The sequence below is a fragment of the Solwaraspora sp. WMMD791 genome, from assembly GCF_029581195.1.
GTDB lineage: Bacteria > Actinomycetota > Actinomycetes > Mycobacteriales > Micromonosporaceae > Micromonospora_E.
In genome coordinates this window covers 2,409,137-2,423,489 of the sequence record NZ_CP120737.1, presented here as the reverse complement: position 1 = coordinate 2,423,489, position 14,353 = coordinate 2,409,137, and the positions used below count along the sequence as shown (strand labels likewise).

The window sequence follows — 14,353 nt, the reverse complement described above, 5'->3', positions numbered from 1 at the left end:
TGTCGCTCTCCTTGCCGTTGTCGGGTGTGACCGAGGGTCACGCTAGCCGTGCTGCGGCGGCTGGTGCTTCTCGATTCCTGATCGGTCCAGACGGCCCGCCGCCACGGGCCCTGACCGGCGGAAGGTGCCGTCAGCTGGACATTCAGGCGGTTAACCTCCGGTGGTGAGCTCCCCGCCTGACGATTACACCGCGACGTTGCCGCGCAAACGGATGGGCTCGGCCGTGCTGCTGCGCGACCATGACGGACGGATCCTGCTCGTCGAGCCGACGTACAAGGACTACTGGGAGCTGCCCGGCGGGGCGGTGGACGCCGACGAGTCGCCGTACGACGCGGCGGTCCGTGAGCTGGCCGAAGAACTCGGCCTGGCGGTTACTCCCGGCCGGCTGCTGGTGGTCGACTGGGTGCCGCCACGCGCCGGCCGTACCGAAGGAGTGATGTTCGTGTACGACGGTGGAATCCTGGAGACGTCGCAGACCGACGAGATCCGCCTCCCGCCGCAGGAGTTGCGTAGCTGGGCGTGGTCGACCTTGCCGCAGGCGCAGCAGCGGCTTTCGCCGCTGCTGGCCCGGCGGGCCGCCGCCGCGCTGGAATCGGTGACGGACAGCGGGACTGCCTACCTTGAGGGCGGCAATCAGGTGGGGAGACCGTAGGGCGCGCGGAGCAACGTGGTGCCGCCCGATCGGTAGAGGCTGTCATGTACGCCGTCGGCGTAGAGCATGCCGGTGAGGTCGGCTCGCGCTTTCGCGACAGGGCTGGACTGTTGGAATCCGTACGCCCCGAGCAGCGGAGCCAGATCGGTGACCGCCCGGTGCGCGGTGTCGACTCCGGCGGCCTTGCCGACGCGTGCGAAGAGGTCCGCGTGCGGGTGGTCAGACGCAGCGAGCCTGATGGTGGTGATGGCGGCGAGCAGCGCGGCGACAATCTGGGCGTGGGTGCGCCCGAGGGTAATCAGCGCGTTGTCGCGGACCCGTGGCAGCACACCTACCTTCCGCCGAGCGGCGAGCGCTTCAGCGACGAAGGTGTGGACACCGGCTGCGGTCCCCAGCGCGGTCGCGGTGACCAGCGGCCGGAACCGGGCGAAGTGCCTGCGAAACACCCCCATCCCGCCTCCGGCCGGCCCGAGCAGATCAGTCGCAGGATCGATCGACACGTCGTGCAGCCGCAGCACTCCCCACGACCAGCCACCCAGACCGGACGGCTTCAGCGTCTCACGCGCCAGACCGTGCGCTGCGGCGTCGATGACCGCAGCGGTGATCCGGTCGTCCGGGTCCCGGAAGAAGACCACGAAACCGGCCGACTCGACGATCCGGGACACCCAGCACTTCTCTCCGCTGATGTGCCAGCGACCGTCGCTGTCCGACCTCGCCTGGGTGGTGATCTCCTGGATGCGAGAGCCGCCGTGCCGTTCGGTCGCGGCGATTCCCACCAGATCGCCTCGGCTGAGCCGGGTCCGCCAGGTGTCCCGGACCGTAGCGGCGGCGTCAGCAAGGATCATCGCCCCATGGCCGGCGCCGGTCACATCGCGCAGATCCAGGTCGTAGGTGCCGGCGCAGAACTGCGCGAGTGCCTGCCGCACCAGCCCGCCGGGAGCAGGGGGATCCTGGCGATCGTCGCAGGCCAGGTCGCGACGGAGGTCCAGCAGCCACTGTGCGCGGGCCGGGTCGCCGGAGGGCGGTGCGGTGGACACCCGCCGAGCGAGTACGTCGGAGATGACTTCGAGGTCGTCCCACGCCTTCCCATCGATCTCCGGAATGCTGCAGCGCAGTGGCTCCAGCCAGGCCAGAGCCGCAGTCACGATGTCACCTGGCAGCGCGATCGGGCAGGGACGCCGTACGCGATGGTGTTGGCCGGTACGTCGCGGGTGACCACCGAGCCGCTGCCGATGAGCGCGTGAGCGCCGATGGTGATTCCAGCCATTACGCACACCCCGGAACCGACCTTGCACCCGTACTCGAACACCGGCGGGTCGAGCGGCTGCTCGTTGTCCGGGTCGCGCCAGGTCAGCCGCTTGTCGTTGATCGTGCGCACGCCCGCGCCGATGAACACGCGGTCGGCAACGACCGTGTCGGCCGTCAGATGCGAGCCCGGCGAGCAGCGGACACCGTCGCCGATCCGGGCACCGCGCTCCACGGTCAGGTTGGCCGCCAGCTGGCTGCCTGAGCCGACGACAACGTTGGTGCGAAGCAGTGTGTGGTGGCCGATGGTGCTGCCCTCTCCGACCCGGACACCCGCGTAGAGGATCGCACCGGCCCGCAGGACCACCCCGGAGCTGATCTCGGTAGTGCCGCCGGATCCCTGATAGACCTGCCGCATCGCGTAGCCGTGCTCCGGCTCGCCGACGATCACTCGATGGCCGAGGCGTGCGTCGGCACCGACGCGTGTACCACCGTGGACCATGGCGAACGCGCCGACTATGACTCTGGCACCGAGAACGATGGGGCGCAGCGTGCCGAGCAGGTCAGCCGGCAGGAACGCGGCGGTCGGGTGGATCTGGCAGCCGTCGCCGATCTCCAACAGCCCAGCTCGAATCAGGTCTGTCGCGGTGGCGGTTGCTCCGATTGTGGAAATTGCATGCATCAGCTTCACTCCTGCAGGTAGCGGGTTTGACCATCGCCCGAACAGGACGGGTCGTGTGTCCCAGTGCATCGGGAGGAAGCGTGTAGTCCGAGACCGTGACGCATTAGTTGCAACCGTCTTGCGTGATCCGCGAAGCATCGGTCACGCTCGAACAACTTCATCGGTGCGAGGAGGCAGCTGTGCCGACCGAGCCGACCTGGACAGCGATGCCAGCAGCCGACGCTGCCATCGCTGCTGGCGACGTGGGCAAGCTGCTGCGCATCGCGCGGACAGCGGCCGGGCTCACTCTTGAGGAAGCCGGGCGACGCGCAGGCTGCTCCGCAGCCACCATGTCACGTTGGGAGAACGGCCGAAGGCGAGAGTGGAGCATCACTGAGCTGCGCCGGCTGGCAAAGGTGTACGGAATTCCGCCGCGTCTGTTCGGCCTGGCCGCGTCATCCGCGCCAACACGGAGCAGCGCAGCTAATGTGGTCGAGGACCCCGACGACGGTGGTGGTGATTCGATGCGTCGACGTGACTTGATCGCCGGCACGCTCGGCCTGAGCACGGGCGCCGCCCTGCTGCCGACGTCGGCCCACGCCATTACCGCCACCGTCGAAGACGTGATCTTCGGGCGGGTCACCGCTCCCGCGATCCCCGAGCACCAGCTCCGTGCCCAGCTTGCCGCCGCCGCAGCGGATTTCCGGGCCTGCCGCTACAGCCAACTCGCCCGACGGTTGCCGCGCCTACTCACCCAAGCCACTGCGGTACGCGACCAGGCCCCAGCCGGCCAGGCCGCGCGGGCATCGAGCTGGGTAGCCCAGGCGTACAGCGTCGCCACGCAACTGCTGATCAAATTGCACGATGACGGCATGGCCGGGTCCACGTCAGATCGAGCGGTGCAGGCGGCGCGCGCCAGCGGCGATCCGCTGGTCATCGCGGAAGCAACGCGACTCGCCGCGACGGTGCTCCGCCGCAGCCGCCACCGCGACGGCGCCCAACGCCTCGTCCTGAACGCCGCTCAACAACTCGACACCGACACCGGTCTGACCGACGGCCGCCACGCCGCCATGTACGGGCAGCTCCTTGCCGTTGCCGCCTACACCGCCGCCATGCGGGAACACCGTGACACCGCGTGGCATCTGCTGGCCGAAGCGGACGACGCCCTTGGTCGAGCAGGGGCCGCCAAAGGTAGCCCGATAACCTCGCTCGACCTTGCGGTCTATAAGATCAGCGTCGCGCGGGTGCTCGGCGACTACGGCACCGCCGTCGAGTACGCCAGGCACGTCAACCCCGCCCACATCACCTCGCTGGAGCGGCGCGCCCGCTACTGGCAGGACACCGCCCTCGCCCTGCACGGCCGTGGTCGACCCGCAGCTGCATACCAGGCGCTCCTCGCGGCGGAAGCCGACACCCCGCAGGAGGTCCGCTACCGGCCCTGGGCGAAGAGCCTCACCCACGACCTGCTCACCACCGACACGCGTAATACCTTGCCGGGCATCAGAGAGTTCGCCACCCGCATTGGCGCCGCCGAGTAGGCGCGGCGGCGCCGGCGACGGCGAGTTCGCCACCGAGGCCGGGCATCTTGACCTCGCGTACGACCTATTTGCCGAGTTGGTCCCGCATGGTTTGGCGGGCCTTGAATGGCCGGGCCGCCAAGGGTTGCCTTCGGTAACCCCAGCTGTGTGCTCGCGAACGCGCGGCACTTGGTTCTGATCCGCGCGCAGCGCCTTGCTCGCAGCGAAGGCTTTCCAGGATCTGATTGGTCGCAGGATTGAGTGATCCTGCGTTTGCTTCCCTAGCGTTCCTCTCGTTGTCCGGGTGATTGCTCAAGCTGCAGTTCTCGCTTGCGTTGCTCTTCCCTCAGTCGTTCGACATTCTCAGCGAAGAGGCGAAGGCGTGCTGCTTCTGCCGCCTCCTCTGCAGGTTCCCCCGACTGTTCTTCATGTTCAACCTTTGCATATTCGTGGAGTCGGAACTGAATTGCGTTGTAGTGTTTCTCGATGTCATCTGCGGTTGATTGAAGATTGTATCCACGTTCCCGGAATTTAAAGTAAGCGGCAAGTCCTGCAGTGATGCTGACGAAGGCGGTGAGGCCGGTTGAGAACCAGCTAAGGGGGTGCTCTCCTGCCATGATTGCAGTTGTGGTTGACGCCGTAATGGAGCCGACAATAATAATCGCTTGAACTGTGTTGTGTGTCCTGAGATTGCGGGTGGCTCTTGTGCGGAACTGGGCCACGATATCCTGCGATGCTTCGCGGTAGATCCTCAGGGATTCTATCGAATCTGACGGTATCCGGGCCGCTGCGCTTTGTCGATCGTGGTTGAGGTTACGTGCGTTGAAGTCGAGTTCGACGATATTTCGTCGATTCTTGATTGCGAGTCGGCCTATCGATACGCACAGAATGAGTAGTGCTGTCAGGCCGACGTACCGGGTTACGACCGGTTGATCGCGCCATAACCCTATGGCAACGGAGTATGCAAGAAGTGCGGCGAGCGTGAAGGCGGAAATTAGTACAATAGAATAAGTGAGCTGCGCTGATTTTGCTGCCCGTAAGCGGTCAATGGCTAGCTCGTAGTCTCGCCCAATTTCGCGGTATCTGTCCTGTAGTCCTATGTCAATTATCTGGCTTTCTGCATCAGGTGACTGTTCTTGTGTTTCGTCATGAGGGGTGGTCACGGGCGCTCCGTGTGTCGTTCCTGTGCCGGACATGATGCGGTCACGAAGTATCGCTGATTGAACCGCGGTGGTCAAGGAACTGTCGTATTGGCGTCAGTGATGGAAGTTGAGCTCCGTGAAAATGGTTAAGATACCGATCTGCCGGTGTTGCTGCTTCTTTACCGGCGCATGCAGCAATTCGACGACGGCCAGCACATAAAAGTAGACCTCGGTCAGATGAGTGCGCCCCGCCATTCGCAGCCGGGCCACTCGGTCAACCTTGCCTAAACAAATCTCGGGTCAGGCTCAGCTGCGCTGCAGACCGGCTGGGTGACCGCGCTTCAGTCGCAACGCGGTCACGGCTCCGCTACCTCTGATCAGTCGCTGTCCCGACTGACGCCGTGAAGGACGCCCACGCGGTAGGTGGGAACGCGAGTACAGGGCCGGAACGGTCTTTGCTGTCGCGTACGGCGACGACGGTGGGAAGGTTGTCGGCGACTTCGACGCAGTTGCCGTTGCCGCCGGAGTAGCTGCTGGTACGCCAAGTGGCGTCGGTCAGGTCGGTGTCTCGCATTCGCGGTGCCTCCTTGGATGGGGGAGGAGCGGTTACGCGGAGAGCTGGGACGACTTGAGCGCGGTGGTGAAGGTGGTCCAGGCGGAGGGGGCGAAGGTCAGCGCCGGGCCGGTCGGGTCCTTGCTGTCGCGGGTGGCGACGACTCCCGGCAGGTTGCGGGCGACCTCGACGCACTGGCTGTTCGAGTCGCTGCGGCTGCTCTTGATCCACACGGCGCGGGCCAGGTCCATCGCGCCCCTCCTTCTGGTCTACGCCAAGTCCTTGGCGATCGCGGCGATCAGGTCCCGGGACTTGCCTGGGCTGAGCGCCGCCGCGTGCAGGTGGGTGTAGGTAAGCGTAACCCGATTCATGTCCTCGGGGCGTTCCAGATACACGTCGCCAGCTGGGCTGATCACGTACGCGACCGGGCTGTGCACGTCCTCGTCGAAGTCCAGGATTGAGAACGACCCAGTAGTGCCGGGATGGTGCCCTTCGCTGAACGGCAGTACCTGCAACATGACGTTCGGCTGGGTGCTCACCGCGGCCAGATGGTCGAGCTGCCGGCGCATCACCGCGTTGCCACCCGTACGTCGGTGCAGCGCGGCCTCGTCCACGATGGCCCAGAACTTCAGCGGCGGGTCGTCGGTGAGGCACGCTTGGCGCGCCATCCGTAGCTCGACCCGCCGGTCCACCTCACCGGGGTTGTCCGGCCAGGCAGCTTCGACGACGGCTCGGGCGTACTCCTCGGTCTGGAGCAGGCCGGGGACGATGGCCAGCTCGAAGTTGCGCACCTCGCGGGCGGCGCCTTCGAGGCCGACGTACATGCTGTAGTTCATCGGGAGATTGCCGTACTTGGACCACCAGCCGCGCTGCTTGCCCTGCTTCTGCAGGTCGAAGATGGTGGTGCGGCGATCTTCGTCGGTGACGCCGTAGCGGTCGAGCATGACGATCAGGTCGCCACGGCCGACGCCGACGTCACCAGCCTCGATCTTGTAGATCTTCGATTCGCTGCAGGCGAGCACCTCGGCGATGGCGAGCTGGGTGAAGCCGGCCGCCTCGCGGGCGGTCTTGAGCTGCCTGCCGAGCTGCCATCGGGCGATCGTTGGTCCGCTTGCTCGTGACATGTAGACCTCCTCAGGATCCTCTTCGGATCGGCCGAAAGGCAGTCTCCCTCTCATCCACGCAACTTTCAAGACCTGTCTCCACACTGTCGGACGTCTGGGAGAAAACTTACACTGAAGCCTTGTAGCCGTACGTCAGAGATGTCAATCTGTCTCTGGCTGCGAGAGCCGGGCCGGCAGACCCGAAGTCGGCGTACCGCCTCGTCGCCTCGCACATCCCCACCCACCTGGGCGCCGGCCGGCGTCGCGGCAAGGAGGCCGGCCGGCGCCCCCACCTGAAGAGGGGGTAGGTCCTCGTGGAAATCGGTGCGCTGATCGGCGCGGTCCTGCTGGGATTCCTGGCCGGACTGTTCGCCTTCAAAGTGAAAGTCAGATGGTGTCCGTGGTGCGGCCGGTTGACCTGGCCCGGCCCGCCGCCGCCACCGGACGGAGAAGTGCTGTGACCAGGTCGTCCGGCCGGCACCGGCCGCCGATGGTCAGCGTCAACGGCGAGACGTACGAGGGGGACGTCGCACCGGTGTCGCTGACCGCCGAGCAGGTGACCCGGGTGCGGTTCCGCACCCGCTGGCGGGGCCTCGACCCACGGCACGTCGCGGCGTACGTCGCCCAGGTCGCCGCCGAGCTACGCCGCCGCGATCAGAGCATCGCCCAACTCGTCGACGAGTTGTCGCTGCTCAAGCAGGCGTTGCGGGAATGGCAGAGCGATCAGGCCCGACTGCCGTACGTCGGTGAACTCGACATCGACCCCGGCACCTGAGCCGGGTGACGTGCTGCTGATCGGGGCCGCCGCCAGCGTCCAGTTCGCCGGTGACCGGGGTTTCCGGTTCAGGGTCATCGCCGTCGACACACGCTGGACCTACGTCGGCTGGGTCTGGTTGGGCGGCTACGTGCTGGACCGCGACGGTGCGGCCGTCGAGCGGAGGGAGATCTTCGTGCAACGCGACGGGCTACGGCAGATCCGTCGGAGACAGCGGTGAGCACCAGCGACGCCGGTGGCAGCGGCGGGTGGGTCGGGCCGGTCGGCCCACCCGCCGGCTGGGCCGGCGACTACACGCCAGGGGAGCGGGAGTTCCACGAGATCATGTGCCAGCTCGCGGACCGGGCCTGGCGACAGGGGCACGGCATCGAAGCCATGGTCGCGCTCGCCAACCTGATCGACTGGTTTCCGCCGACCGGCCATCCGCCGCCGCGCCGCTCGACCTGACCGGTCCATCGGCCCGGCCGGGCGTCACGGGGCAGGTTCGAGGCGGTTGCCCTGCAGCATGGCGTACGTGGCGGATCCGACCCGACGCGCGTCCTGTGTGGTCTCGAAGGGTACGCCGGCCACTGTCGCGCCAGCTTGCAGCGCCTCCCGTAACCGCACCATGGTCTGCTGGTCGAGGGCCACGTCGGGTTCGACCATCAACATGCCGAACCGCCCACCGGAGGAGTTGACGCAGCTGCGCAGCGAGCCGGTAGCGGCGTCGCGGTAGCGGCGTGGTTCGCGGATGCCGACCACCATGACCGTACGCGACCCACCTGCCCGGAACGTCATCTCGTGCACCCAGCGCCGGTAGCGGCTGGTGTGCTGCGGCGGCGGATCCTGCGAGACGAGTACGCCGAGCATGCCGTCCCATGGCACTGTGGGTACGCCGGCCAGGGTGATCCCGGCGCTGTCGACGCTGATGAACCGATCCCCGGCGGTGCGGTAGCGGCGCACCCGTCGGCGCATGAACAGCCCGAGCCCGAGGACGCCGACCAGAATCAACAGCAGCACACTGAGCAGCAGGAACGTGGTGGCCCGGCCGAGGCCGGTGAGGGTCAGAGCGAGGTTGGTGCTGCCGACGGTCACGAGTGCGACTGCGGCGCTGCCGACGTACCAGTCGTTGCGCCGCCAGGTTTCGTCGAGCTTGCGCCGGTCGGCCCGCAGCACGACGGTGTTGCCGGCGGCGCGATGGTCCTGCCAGTGCTGCACCTGATCGTCGTCCATCACGACAACCAGTTGCTCACGGCCAGGCTGCCGAGCAACACACGATCAGCTGCTGACCAGCGGCACCCCGCACGTCGAAGACGTGGTACGTCAACGTCAACTCGCCGACCGAGCCGTGCCGGAACGTCTGCGCCTCGTGGGTCTTGCCCCGTACGTCGTTGCGCTGCCACAGCCGGCGGAACTCCGGGCTGGCCGCGCTCACCTCCTCGACCAGCTCGTGCACCCGCCGGTCCTGTGGGTCGTGGCCCAGCGCGAGCCGGAGATCGCCACGCAGGCGTGCGCGGCGCGCTGCCAGTCGGCGAGAAGGTGGACCCGGCCGGATCGAGGAAGGTCATCCGGACGATGTTGTCCGGCTCGGTGAAGTCGGCGTAGAACGCGTCCGCCAGCGGGTTGCCGGCCAGCAGGTCGAGGCGGCCGACCTGCTGCTCGGCGGCGACGTGATCGTCGCGGTCGGCCCCGGCCTGCACATCGCGGCAGGCGGTGCCGGCGACGTCAACACGATGCCGCTCAACGACGCGGTCGGCACCCTGGTCCTCGGTGCCGACGCCCGCAACATCGACGCCGTCGTGGTGGCCGGCCGGATCCGTGAGGCGGCCGGGCAGCTGGTCGACGTCGACCTCGACGAACTGCGCCGCACGGTGACCGCCTCCCGCGACGCGATCCGCGTGCGTCAGCGGGGAGCAGGGTCCTGAGCTCGGCCTACCAGGCCACGACGCCCTGAGTGGACGGCTGGATCGAGCCGATCTGCACGTCGGCGACCGGCAGCTCGCCGACGGACTCGTTGCCGTCGATGCCGATGACCCGGGCCACCACCGTGGCGTTGTCGCCGGGGGCACCGACCAGGACCGTGGTCACCACCGCGCAGTCGGGCAACGCCGGTTCGCAGGTGGCCCACTTGACCCCGGCGAACGCCGACTCGCCCGGATCCAACTCGGTTGCCAGCGGCGGCCCCGGCTGCTCCACCTGCTCCTGGTCGACCTCCACCGGGCTGCGGTCGGCCCGCTCGAACGCCAGCGTTGCCCATCCGTCGACCTGGCACGGCGTCGACGAGGAGTTGGTCAGCGCCAGCAGGGCCAGCCCAGCGTCCTGGATTGTCACGTCGACGGAGAGGTCCGCGCTGGCGCAGGCCGCCGTACCGCCGTCGCCGGGGGCGTCGGAGCCGGCGTCGGTCGGGTCGGCGCTGGCAGCGGTCGGCGGCCCGCCGGTCGGCGGCTGCGCCCCGGACTCGGGGTCACCACAGGCGGCGAGCGCGAGCGCCGCAGGGATCAGGCAGGTCGCGACAACGGTACGGGTCACACGCACGGGATGCTCCATCCAGTCACATGTCCGGGAAGCACCACGATGCCAGATGCGCGAGGTCCTTCGCCGCACCGCTGCCGATCCGATCTGGAGCGGGCCGGTCATCGGCGGGAGCGGCGACGTCGCGGGCGATGCGGCGTACGCCGGTGGTGGCGTCCAACCGTGACGCCCACATCTGCCAGCGGTCCGGCCCACGGCCGCGCAACCGCCGGTCGACCGTGGCGTCCACATCGGCGGCGGTCGGCTGCGCGGTGAAAACCCCGTCGAGGTACTCGACCAGGCCGTAGCGGCGGCCGCCCCGGTCGTCGATCCGATGGCAGTACGCCAGCACCCAGGCGTCCTCACGGCAGCGTACGGCGTACAGGTCACCGGCGCGGGGCTCGCCGCGCAGCGCGGCCGGCAGCGGCGCCGTCCGGGTGCCGGGCCGTGCCCGCCGTGCCGGTGCGGCGGTAGCTGGTGCGGATGGCCGCTCCGCCGGCCTGGGCAGGTGCCCGAAGAGCCGCTGCACCAGCGGCTCGGTCACCCCGTCGGCGGCCCGCCAGAACGCCAGCGGCGCGTCCACCTCGACCCGTACGCTGGGCCGCTGGTCGCGCTGCCGGGCGGTGGTGAACGCGGTCAGCATCCCCGGATGCTCCGGGGTCTGCAGCACCCCGACGAAGGCGAGATCCTCCAGCAGCGACCGGTAGGTCCACTTGTCGGCTCCGGGCAGCAGCCCGGCGGCCCGCAGTGCCTGCGCCGCCCCGCTGGCCCGGGTCGTCGCCGGCAGCGACCGGATCACGTCGAGGATCTCGTGCAGCACCCAGACGTCGTACGGCTGCGGCGCCGGCAGCGGCGGGGTGGCCGACTCCAGTGCCAGCAGGTAGCCGCAGACGTCGCCGGGCAGCGGCGCCCCGGACCTGGCCCGCTGCCACCAGGCCAGGGTGGTGTCGAGAATCGTGTCGGCGGTCAGGAAACAGATGTCGCAGCGGCGGCCGTCGGTCGGGCCCGGATGCGCCGGCACCGTGGTGCCGAGTGCCCACGCCGGCAGCACCGCCCGCCAACGCGGCGACGCGCTGCCCAGCCCGGCGACGAACGCGTCAGCCGCAGCCCGCTCCGGTACGGCGGCAGCCAGCCGGCGCAGGCCGGTGACCGCGTCGTCGTGGTCGAACCGGCGGAAGGTGTTCGGGGCGAGGCCGTTTGCGGCGAGCGCGGCCAGCGCGTGCGCCGGGATCGTCGACGGTACGCGGTGGGAGTGCCGCCCGGCGTCGTCGACGTAGCTGTTGGCTGGGGCGTACACCCTGCTCAGCAGTGACATGATCGCGTCGGCGTCCACGCGCCCCGAGGCTACCGCCGCCGCGCCAGCCGATCGATCGCCGACGCTGGTGCAAAAGTGCACCGCCGTTCGCTAGGCTGCAGGACACCCACCCCCGGAGGCACCCCTATGAACCGCACTACGTCCATGTCCCACCACCTATATACCTTCACCCTCGTGCTCGATCGAAGTCCGACCGACGACGAGATCGACGCCCTGTTCGCCGCCGGATGTGACGACGCGGCCTTCGGCGTCGACGGCGGACTCCCCGTCGCGGAGTTCGACCGGGATGCGGCCACCATCGCGGATGCGATCGCGACAGCGGTCCGGGCCGTCGAGTCGGTCGGCCTCACCGCGCTGCGGCTGATCGACCAGGACCTGGTGACGCTGGCGGACATCGCGCAGCGGGTCGGGCAGAGCCGGGAATCGATCCGCCGTTACGTCACGGGTGAACGTGGCCCAGGCGGGTTCCCGCCGCCGGTCAATCCGGCCCGCGACGGCACGCTGTTCTACCGGTGGAGCGAGGTCGCCCCCTGGGTCGGTCGGCACCTCGGAATCAGTGTGCCGCAGGTCGACCCGTCACTCGTGGTGGCCAATCTGGTGCTGCAGGCCCGGCAGCACCGGGATCGGGTGCCGCACATGGCGGCGCTGTCTGACCTGCTGGCGGCCTGATCCGGGATCACCGCCCGACCTGGGTCACGGCATGCCAGGTGACGGCGTGCTGGATCGGCGGCGGCCGGGGCGCAGGGCGCGCAGCGCGTTGAGGATCACCGCGACGTCGATGCCTTCCTGGGTGAACGCGCCGGCCACCGGCGGCAGCAGGCCGAACGCGGCGACCACCATCGCCACCACGGCCAGGCCCATGCCGACGGCGGCGCTCTGCACGGCGATCCGCCGGGACCGGCGGGCGATGTCGACCGCGTCGGCCAGCCGGCCCAACTCGTCGACGGCGAGCACGGCGTCGGCGACCCCGGCCGCCGCGCTCGCCCCGGTCCCGCCGACCGCGACTCCGACGTCGGCGGCGGCCAGTGCCGGTGCGTCGTTGACCCCGTCGCCGACCATCACGGTGACCGCGTGGGCGGACTCCTCGCGTACCCGGGTGGTCTTCTCCTGCGGCGAACAGCGTGCCACGACGTCGTCGACCCCGACCCGCGCGGCGACCTGCCGGGCGACCTCCGGCCGGTCGCCGGTGAGCATGACCAGCCGGGTGAAGCCGGCCTGCCGCAGCCGGCTGACCGTGTCGGCCGCGTCGGGTCGCACCGGGTCGCGCAGCAGAACCACTCCGGTGGGTACATCGTCGACGGTGATCCACACCGTCGAGAGCCCGTCGGCTTCGGCCCGGTCCCGGACCGCGCCGGCCCAGTCCGGCAGCGGGTCGTCGGGCTGGCCGACCCGTACCGTCCGGCCGTCGACCCGGCCCTGTACGCCCCGGCCGGGATCCTCGGTCACCTCGGTCGGGGCGACGAGCCGCAGGCCGCGTTCGCGTGCCGCGCGGACCACCGCGCCGGCCAGGATGTGCGGGGAGAGCTGCTCGACCGAGGCCGCCAGGCGCAGCAGCTCGGCCGCGTCACCGCCGTCGGAGCCGGTGACGACGTCGGCGGTCTCCGGCCGGCCGGTGGTCAACGTGCCGGTCTTGTCGACCAGCAGGGTACGGGCGTGGCCGAGCTGCTCCAGCGCGCCGCCGTCGCGGACCAGGACGCCTCGGCGGGCGGCGCGGGACAGCCCGGCGACGACCGCGATCGGGGTGGCCAGCAGCAGTGGGCAGGGAGTGGCGACGACCAGTACCGCGACGGCGCGGACGAACTCGCCGGAGACGATCCAGCCGGCGCCGGCCAGCGCCAGGGTGAACGGAACGAAGGCGGCGGCGTACCGGTCGGCGAGGCGGACCGTGGGGGCCTTGCCGGCACCGGCTTCGGCGGCCATCCGCACGATCCCGGCGTACGTACTGTCCTTCGCCGTTTCGACGGCCCGCAGGCCGAACGCGGAGCCGGCGTTGACCACGCCGCTGGCGATCCGGTCCCCGGCGGCCCGCTGCACCGGCTGCGACTCGCCGGTCACCACCGATTCGTCGCAGGTGGCCGGATCCTCGGCGACGCCGTCGACCGGCACCACCTCGCCGGGGCCGACGACGAGCTGGTCGCCGGCGGCGACGTCGTCGACGGCGACGACGTCCACGGTGCCGTCGGCGGCCCGTCGGCGCGCGGTACGGGGTGCGTGTGCCACGAGCGCCTGCAGGTCCCGGTGGGCCCGCCGCTGCGCGTACGTCTCCAGGGTGTGCCCGGAGGCCAGCATCAGCGCCACCACCGCGCCGGCCAGTGGCTCACCGGCCAGCAGCGCACCGATCAGCGCCAGTACGGCGATCACGTCGACGCCGATGCGTCGCCGTCGTACCGACTGGACGGTCCAGCGTAGCGCTACCACCAGCGCGGCGAGCGTCGTCGTCGCCCAGGTGGCGTCGGCGAGGGTGCGGTGACCGGTCAGCTGCGCCAGCCCACCGGCGAGCACCACGATGGTCAGCGCGCCCAGCGGAATCCAGTCCCGCCAGCGGATCCACCAGGAACCGCGCCTCGTCGGCAGGGACTCACGCATCGCCACCTCACACCGGGTCGGGTCGTCGCCGTCACGATGTCAACGACGCCCGGTGGTGTCGGGCAGCTGGGCGGGTGACCGGGGCCCCGTCCGGTCACCCGCCGCCTGAACGTATCCAGCCGACGCCACCGGTGAATGGTGGCGGCGTCGGTCGTCGCCGCGGCGTCGGGCCGCGACGGTGGCACGGTTCGGCGGGGTCGGCCAGTTACCGGATGGTGCGCTTGGACCAGTACATCGCAGTGTCCTTCCCTGATCGTCGAGCACGGCCGGGACGGCCGGCCGGCGCAACGATGCGCGGGCCAGAACCGTCCCTC

Annotated in this window: 20 protein-coding genes and 1 pseudogene; 8 read left to right on the top strand and 13 right to left on the bottom strand. The window is 69.5% G+C overall.

All coding sequences use genetic code 11. The features are described from left to right. The first annotated feature begins 163 nt into the window (after positions 1 to 163). Positions 164 to 652 (top strand): NUDIX hydrolase, encoded by a 489-nt coding sequence (locus O7623_RS10605; protein ID WP_348775138.1) that lies wholly within the window; start codon positions 164 to 166, stop codon positions 650 to 652. Here the strand turns inward: O7623_RS10605 and O7623_RS10600 are convergent. Further along, positions 634 to 1,797 (bottom strand): acyl-CoA dehydrogenase family protein, encoded by a 1,164-nt coding sequence (locus O7623_RS10600; RefSeq protein WP_282228440.1) that lies wholly within the window; start codon positions 1,795 to 1,797, stop codon positions 634 to 636. The genes O7623_RS10605 and O7623_RS10600 overlap by 19 nt on opposite strands. Beyond that, positions 1,794 to 2,717: a hypothetical protein gene (locus O7623_RS10595; protein ID WP_282228439.1), complete on the bottom strand. Its 924-nt coding sequence runs from the start codon at positions 2,715 to 2,717 to the stop codon at positions 1,794 to 1,796. The genes O7623_RS10600 and O7623_RS10595 overlap by 4 nt, the downstream gene beginning before the upstream one ends. Before the next feature lie 41 nt (positions 2,718 to 2,758). On the opposite strand from O7623_RS10595, the gene O7623_RS10590 reads away from it, so the two are divergent. Then, on the top strand, positions 2,759 to 4,096 hold the full coding sequence (locus O7623_RS10590) for a helix-turn-helix transcriptional regulator (protein ID WP_282228438.1): 1,338 nt from the start codon (positions 2,759 to 2,761) through the stop codon (positions 4,094 to 4,096). A 260-nt stretch (positions 4,097 to 4,356) separates the two neighbouring features. Here the strand turns inward: O7623_RS10590 and O7623_RS10585 are convergent, their stop codons facing one another. The 5 genes from O7623_RS10585 to O7623_RS10565 form a co-directional block, all read right to left on the bottom strand. Next, a complete protein-coding gene (locus O7623_RS10585; RefSeq protein WP_282228437.1) occupies positions 4,357 to 5,238 on the bottom strand; it encodes a DUF4231 domain-containing protein in 882 nt (293 codons plus the stop codon). A gap of 93 nt (positions 5,239 to 5,331) precedes the next feature. Beyond that, the gene (locus O7623_RS10580) at positions 5,332 to 5,487 is read right to left on the bottom strand and encodes a hypothetical protein (RefSeq protein ID WP_282228436.1); all 156 of its coding nucleotides are present in this window, start codon (positions 5,485 to 5,487) and stop codon (positions 5,332 to 5,334) included. 97 nt (positions 5,488 to 5,584) lie between these two features. After that, the gene (locus O7623_RS10575) at positions 5,585 to 5,791 is read right to left on the bottom strand and encodes a DUF397 domain-containing protein (RefSeq protein WP_282228435.1); all 207 of its coding nucleotides are present in this window, start codon (positions 5,789 to 5,791) and stop codon (positions 5,585 to 5,587) included. A 32-nt stretch (positions 5,792 to 5,823) separates the two neighbouring features. Continuing rightward, a complete protein-coding gene (locus O7623_RS10570) occupies positions 5,824 to 6,021 on the bottom strand; it encodes a DUF397 domain-containing protein (RefSeq protein WP_282228434.1) in 198 nt (65 codons plus the stop codon). An 18-nt stretch (positions 6,022 to 6,039) separates the two neighbouring features. After that, positions 6,040 to 6,894, bottom strand: coding sequence for a helix-turn-helix transcriptional regulator (locus O7623_RS10565; protein ID WP_282228433.1), 855 nt, complete (start codon positions 6,892 to 6,894; stop codon positions 6,040 to 6,042). A gap of 293 nt (positions 6,895 to 7,187) precedes the next feature. Between O7623_RS10565 and O7623_RS10560 the strand changes: the two genes are divergently transcribed. Genes O7623_RS10560 through O7623_RS10545 form a run of 4 tightly spaced genes read left to right on the top strand, consistent with a single transcriptional unit; the run spans position 7,188 to position 8,095 of the window. Then, positions 7,188 to 7,334: a hypothetical protein gene (locus tag O7623_RS10560; protein ID WP_282228432.1), complete on the top strand. Its 147-nt coding sequence runs from the start codon at positions 7,188 to 7,190 to the stop codon at positions 7,332 to 7,334. Further along, entirely contained in the window at positions 7,331 to 7,648 is a 318-nt protein-coding gene (locus O7623_RS10555) for a DivIVA domain-containing protein (RefSeq protein ID WP_282228431.1), read from the top strand. The genes O7623_RS10560 and O7623_RS10555 overlap by 4 nt, the downstream gene beginning before the upstream one ends. Next, positions 7,620 to 7,868, top strand: a complete 249-nt coding sequence (locus O7623_RS10550; protein WP_282228430.1) for a hypothetical protein — start codon at positions 7,620 to 7,622, stop codon at positions 7,866 to 7,868. Before O7623_RS10555 ends, O7623_RS10550 begins: the two co-directional genes overlap by 29 nt. Next, on the top strand, positions 7,865 to 8,095 hold the full coding sequence (locus O7623_RS10545; protein ID WP_282228429.1) for a hypothetical protein: 231 nt from the start codon (positions 7,865 to 7,867) through the stop codon (positions 8,093 to 8,095). Before O7623_RS10550 ends, O7623_RS10545 begins: the two co-directional genes overlap by 4 nt. 24 nt (positions 8,096 to 8,119) lie before the next feature. Here O7623_RS10545 and O7623_RS10540 read toward each other — a convergent pair whose 3' ends face one another. The 3 genes and pseudogenes from O7623_RS10540 to O7623_RS31345 form a co-directional block, all read right to left on the bottom strand. After that, positions 8,120 to 8,860, bottom strand: a complete 741-nt coding sequence (locus O7623_RS10540) for a hypothetical protein (protein WP_282228428.1) — start codon at positions 8,858 to 8,860, stop codon at positions 8,120 to 8,122. A 16-nt stretch (positions 8,861 to 8,876) separates the two neighbouring features. After that, on the bottom strand, positions 8,877 to 9,110 hold the full coding sequence (locus O7623_RS10535; protein WP_282229372.1) for a hypothetical protein: 234 nt from the start codon (positions 9,108 to 9,110) through the stop codon (positions 8,877 to 8,879). 104 nt (positions 9,111 to 9,214) lie between these two features. Next, a pseudogene (locus tag O7623_RS31345) lies at positions 9,215 to 9,327 on the bottom strand (hypothetical protein); the annotation flags it as partial. Here O7623_RS31345 and O7623_RS10530 point away from each other — a divergent pair. Beyond that, entirely contained in the window at positions 9,298 to 9,552 is a 255-nt protein-coding gene (locus O7623_RS10530) for a hypothetical protein (protein ID WP_282228427.1), read from the top strand. The pseudogene O7623_RS31345 and the gene O7623_RS10530 sit on opposite strands and share 30 nt — an antisense overlap. Before the next feature lie 7 nt (positions 9,553 to 9,559). Here O7623_RS10530 and O7623_RS10525 read toward each other — a convergent pair whose 3' ends face one another. Further along, entirely contained in the window at positions 9,560 to 10,162 is a 603-nt protein-coding gene (locus O7623_RS10525) for a DUF4232 domain-containing protein (protein ID WP_282228426.1), read from the bottom strand. Positions 10,163 to 10,178: 16 nt separating this feature from the next. Further along, complete coding sequence (locus tag O7623_RS10520) at positions 10,179 to 11,471, bottom strand: hypothetical protein (protein WP_282228425.1); 1,293 nt, start codon at positions 11,469 to 11,471, stop codon at positions 10,179 to 10,181. A gap of 108 nt (positions 11,472 to 11,579) precedes the next feature. Here O7623_RS10520 and O7623_RS10515 point away from each other — a divergent pair, with 108 nt between their 5' ends. Continuing rightward, entirely contained in the window at positions 11,580 to 12,122 is a 543-nt protein-coding gene (locus tag O7623_RS10515; RefSeq protein ID WP_282228424.1) for a hypothetical protein, read from the top strand. Between the two features lie 24 nt (positions 12,123 to 12,146). Here the strand turns inward: O7623_RS10515 and O7623_RS10510 are convergent, their stop codons facing one another. Next, the gene (locus O7623_RS10510) at positions 12,147 to 14,039 is read right to left on the bottom strand and encodes a heavy metal translocating P-type ATPase (RefSeq protein ID WP_282228423.1); all 1,893 of its coding nucleotides are present in this window, start codon (positions 14,037 to 14,039) and stop codon (positions 12,147 to 12,149) included. Positions 14,040 to 14,353 lie beyond the last annotated feature (314 nt).

Bases quoted from the DNA above. Each gene is read 5' to 3' on its own strand.
- O7623_RS10510 (WP_282228423.1), bottom strand. From the start codon at position 14,039: ATGCGTGAGTCCCTGCCGACGAGGCGCGGTTCCTGGTGGATCCGCTGG.
- O7623_RS10565 (WP_282228433.1), bottom strand. From the start codon at position 6,894: ATGTCACGAGCAAGCGGACCAACGATCGCCCGATGGCAGCTCGGCAGG.
- O7623_RS10575 (WP_282228435.1), bottom strand. From the start codon at position 5,791: ATGCGAGACACCGACCTGACCGACGCCACTTGGCGTACCAGCAGCTAC.
- O7623_RS10540 (WP_282228428.1), bottom strand. From the start codon at position 8,860: ATGGACGACGATCAGGTGCAGCACTGGCAGGACCATCGCGCCGCCGGC.
- O7623_RS10595 (WP_282228439.1), bottom strand. From the start codon at position 2,717: ATGCTTCGCGGATCACGCAAGACGGTTGCAACTAATGCGTCACGGTCT.
- O7623_RS10515 (WP_282228424.1), top strand. From the start codon at position 11,580: ATGAACCGCACTACGTCCATGTCCCACCACCTATATACCTTCACCCTC.
- O7623_RS10570 (WP_282228434.1), bottom strand. From the start codon at position 6,021: ATGGACCTGGCCCGCGCCGTGTGGATCAAGAGCAGCCGCAGCGACTCG.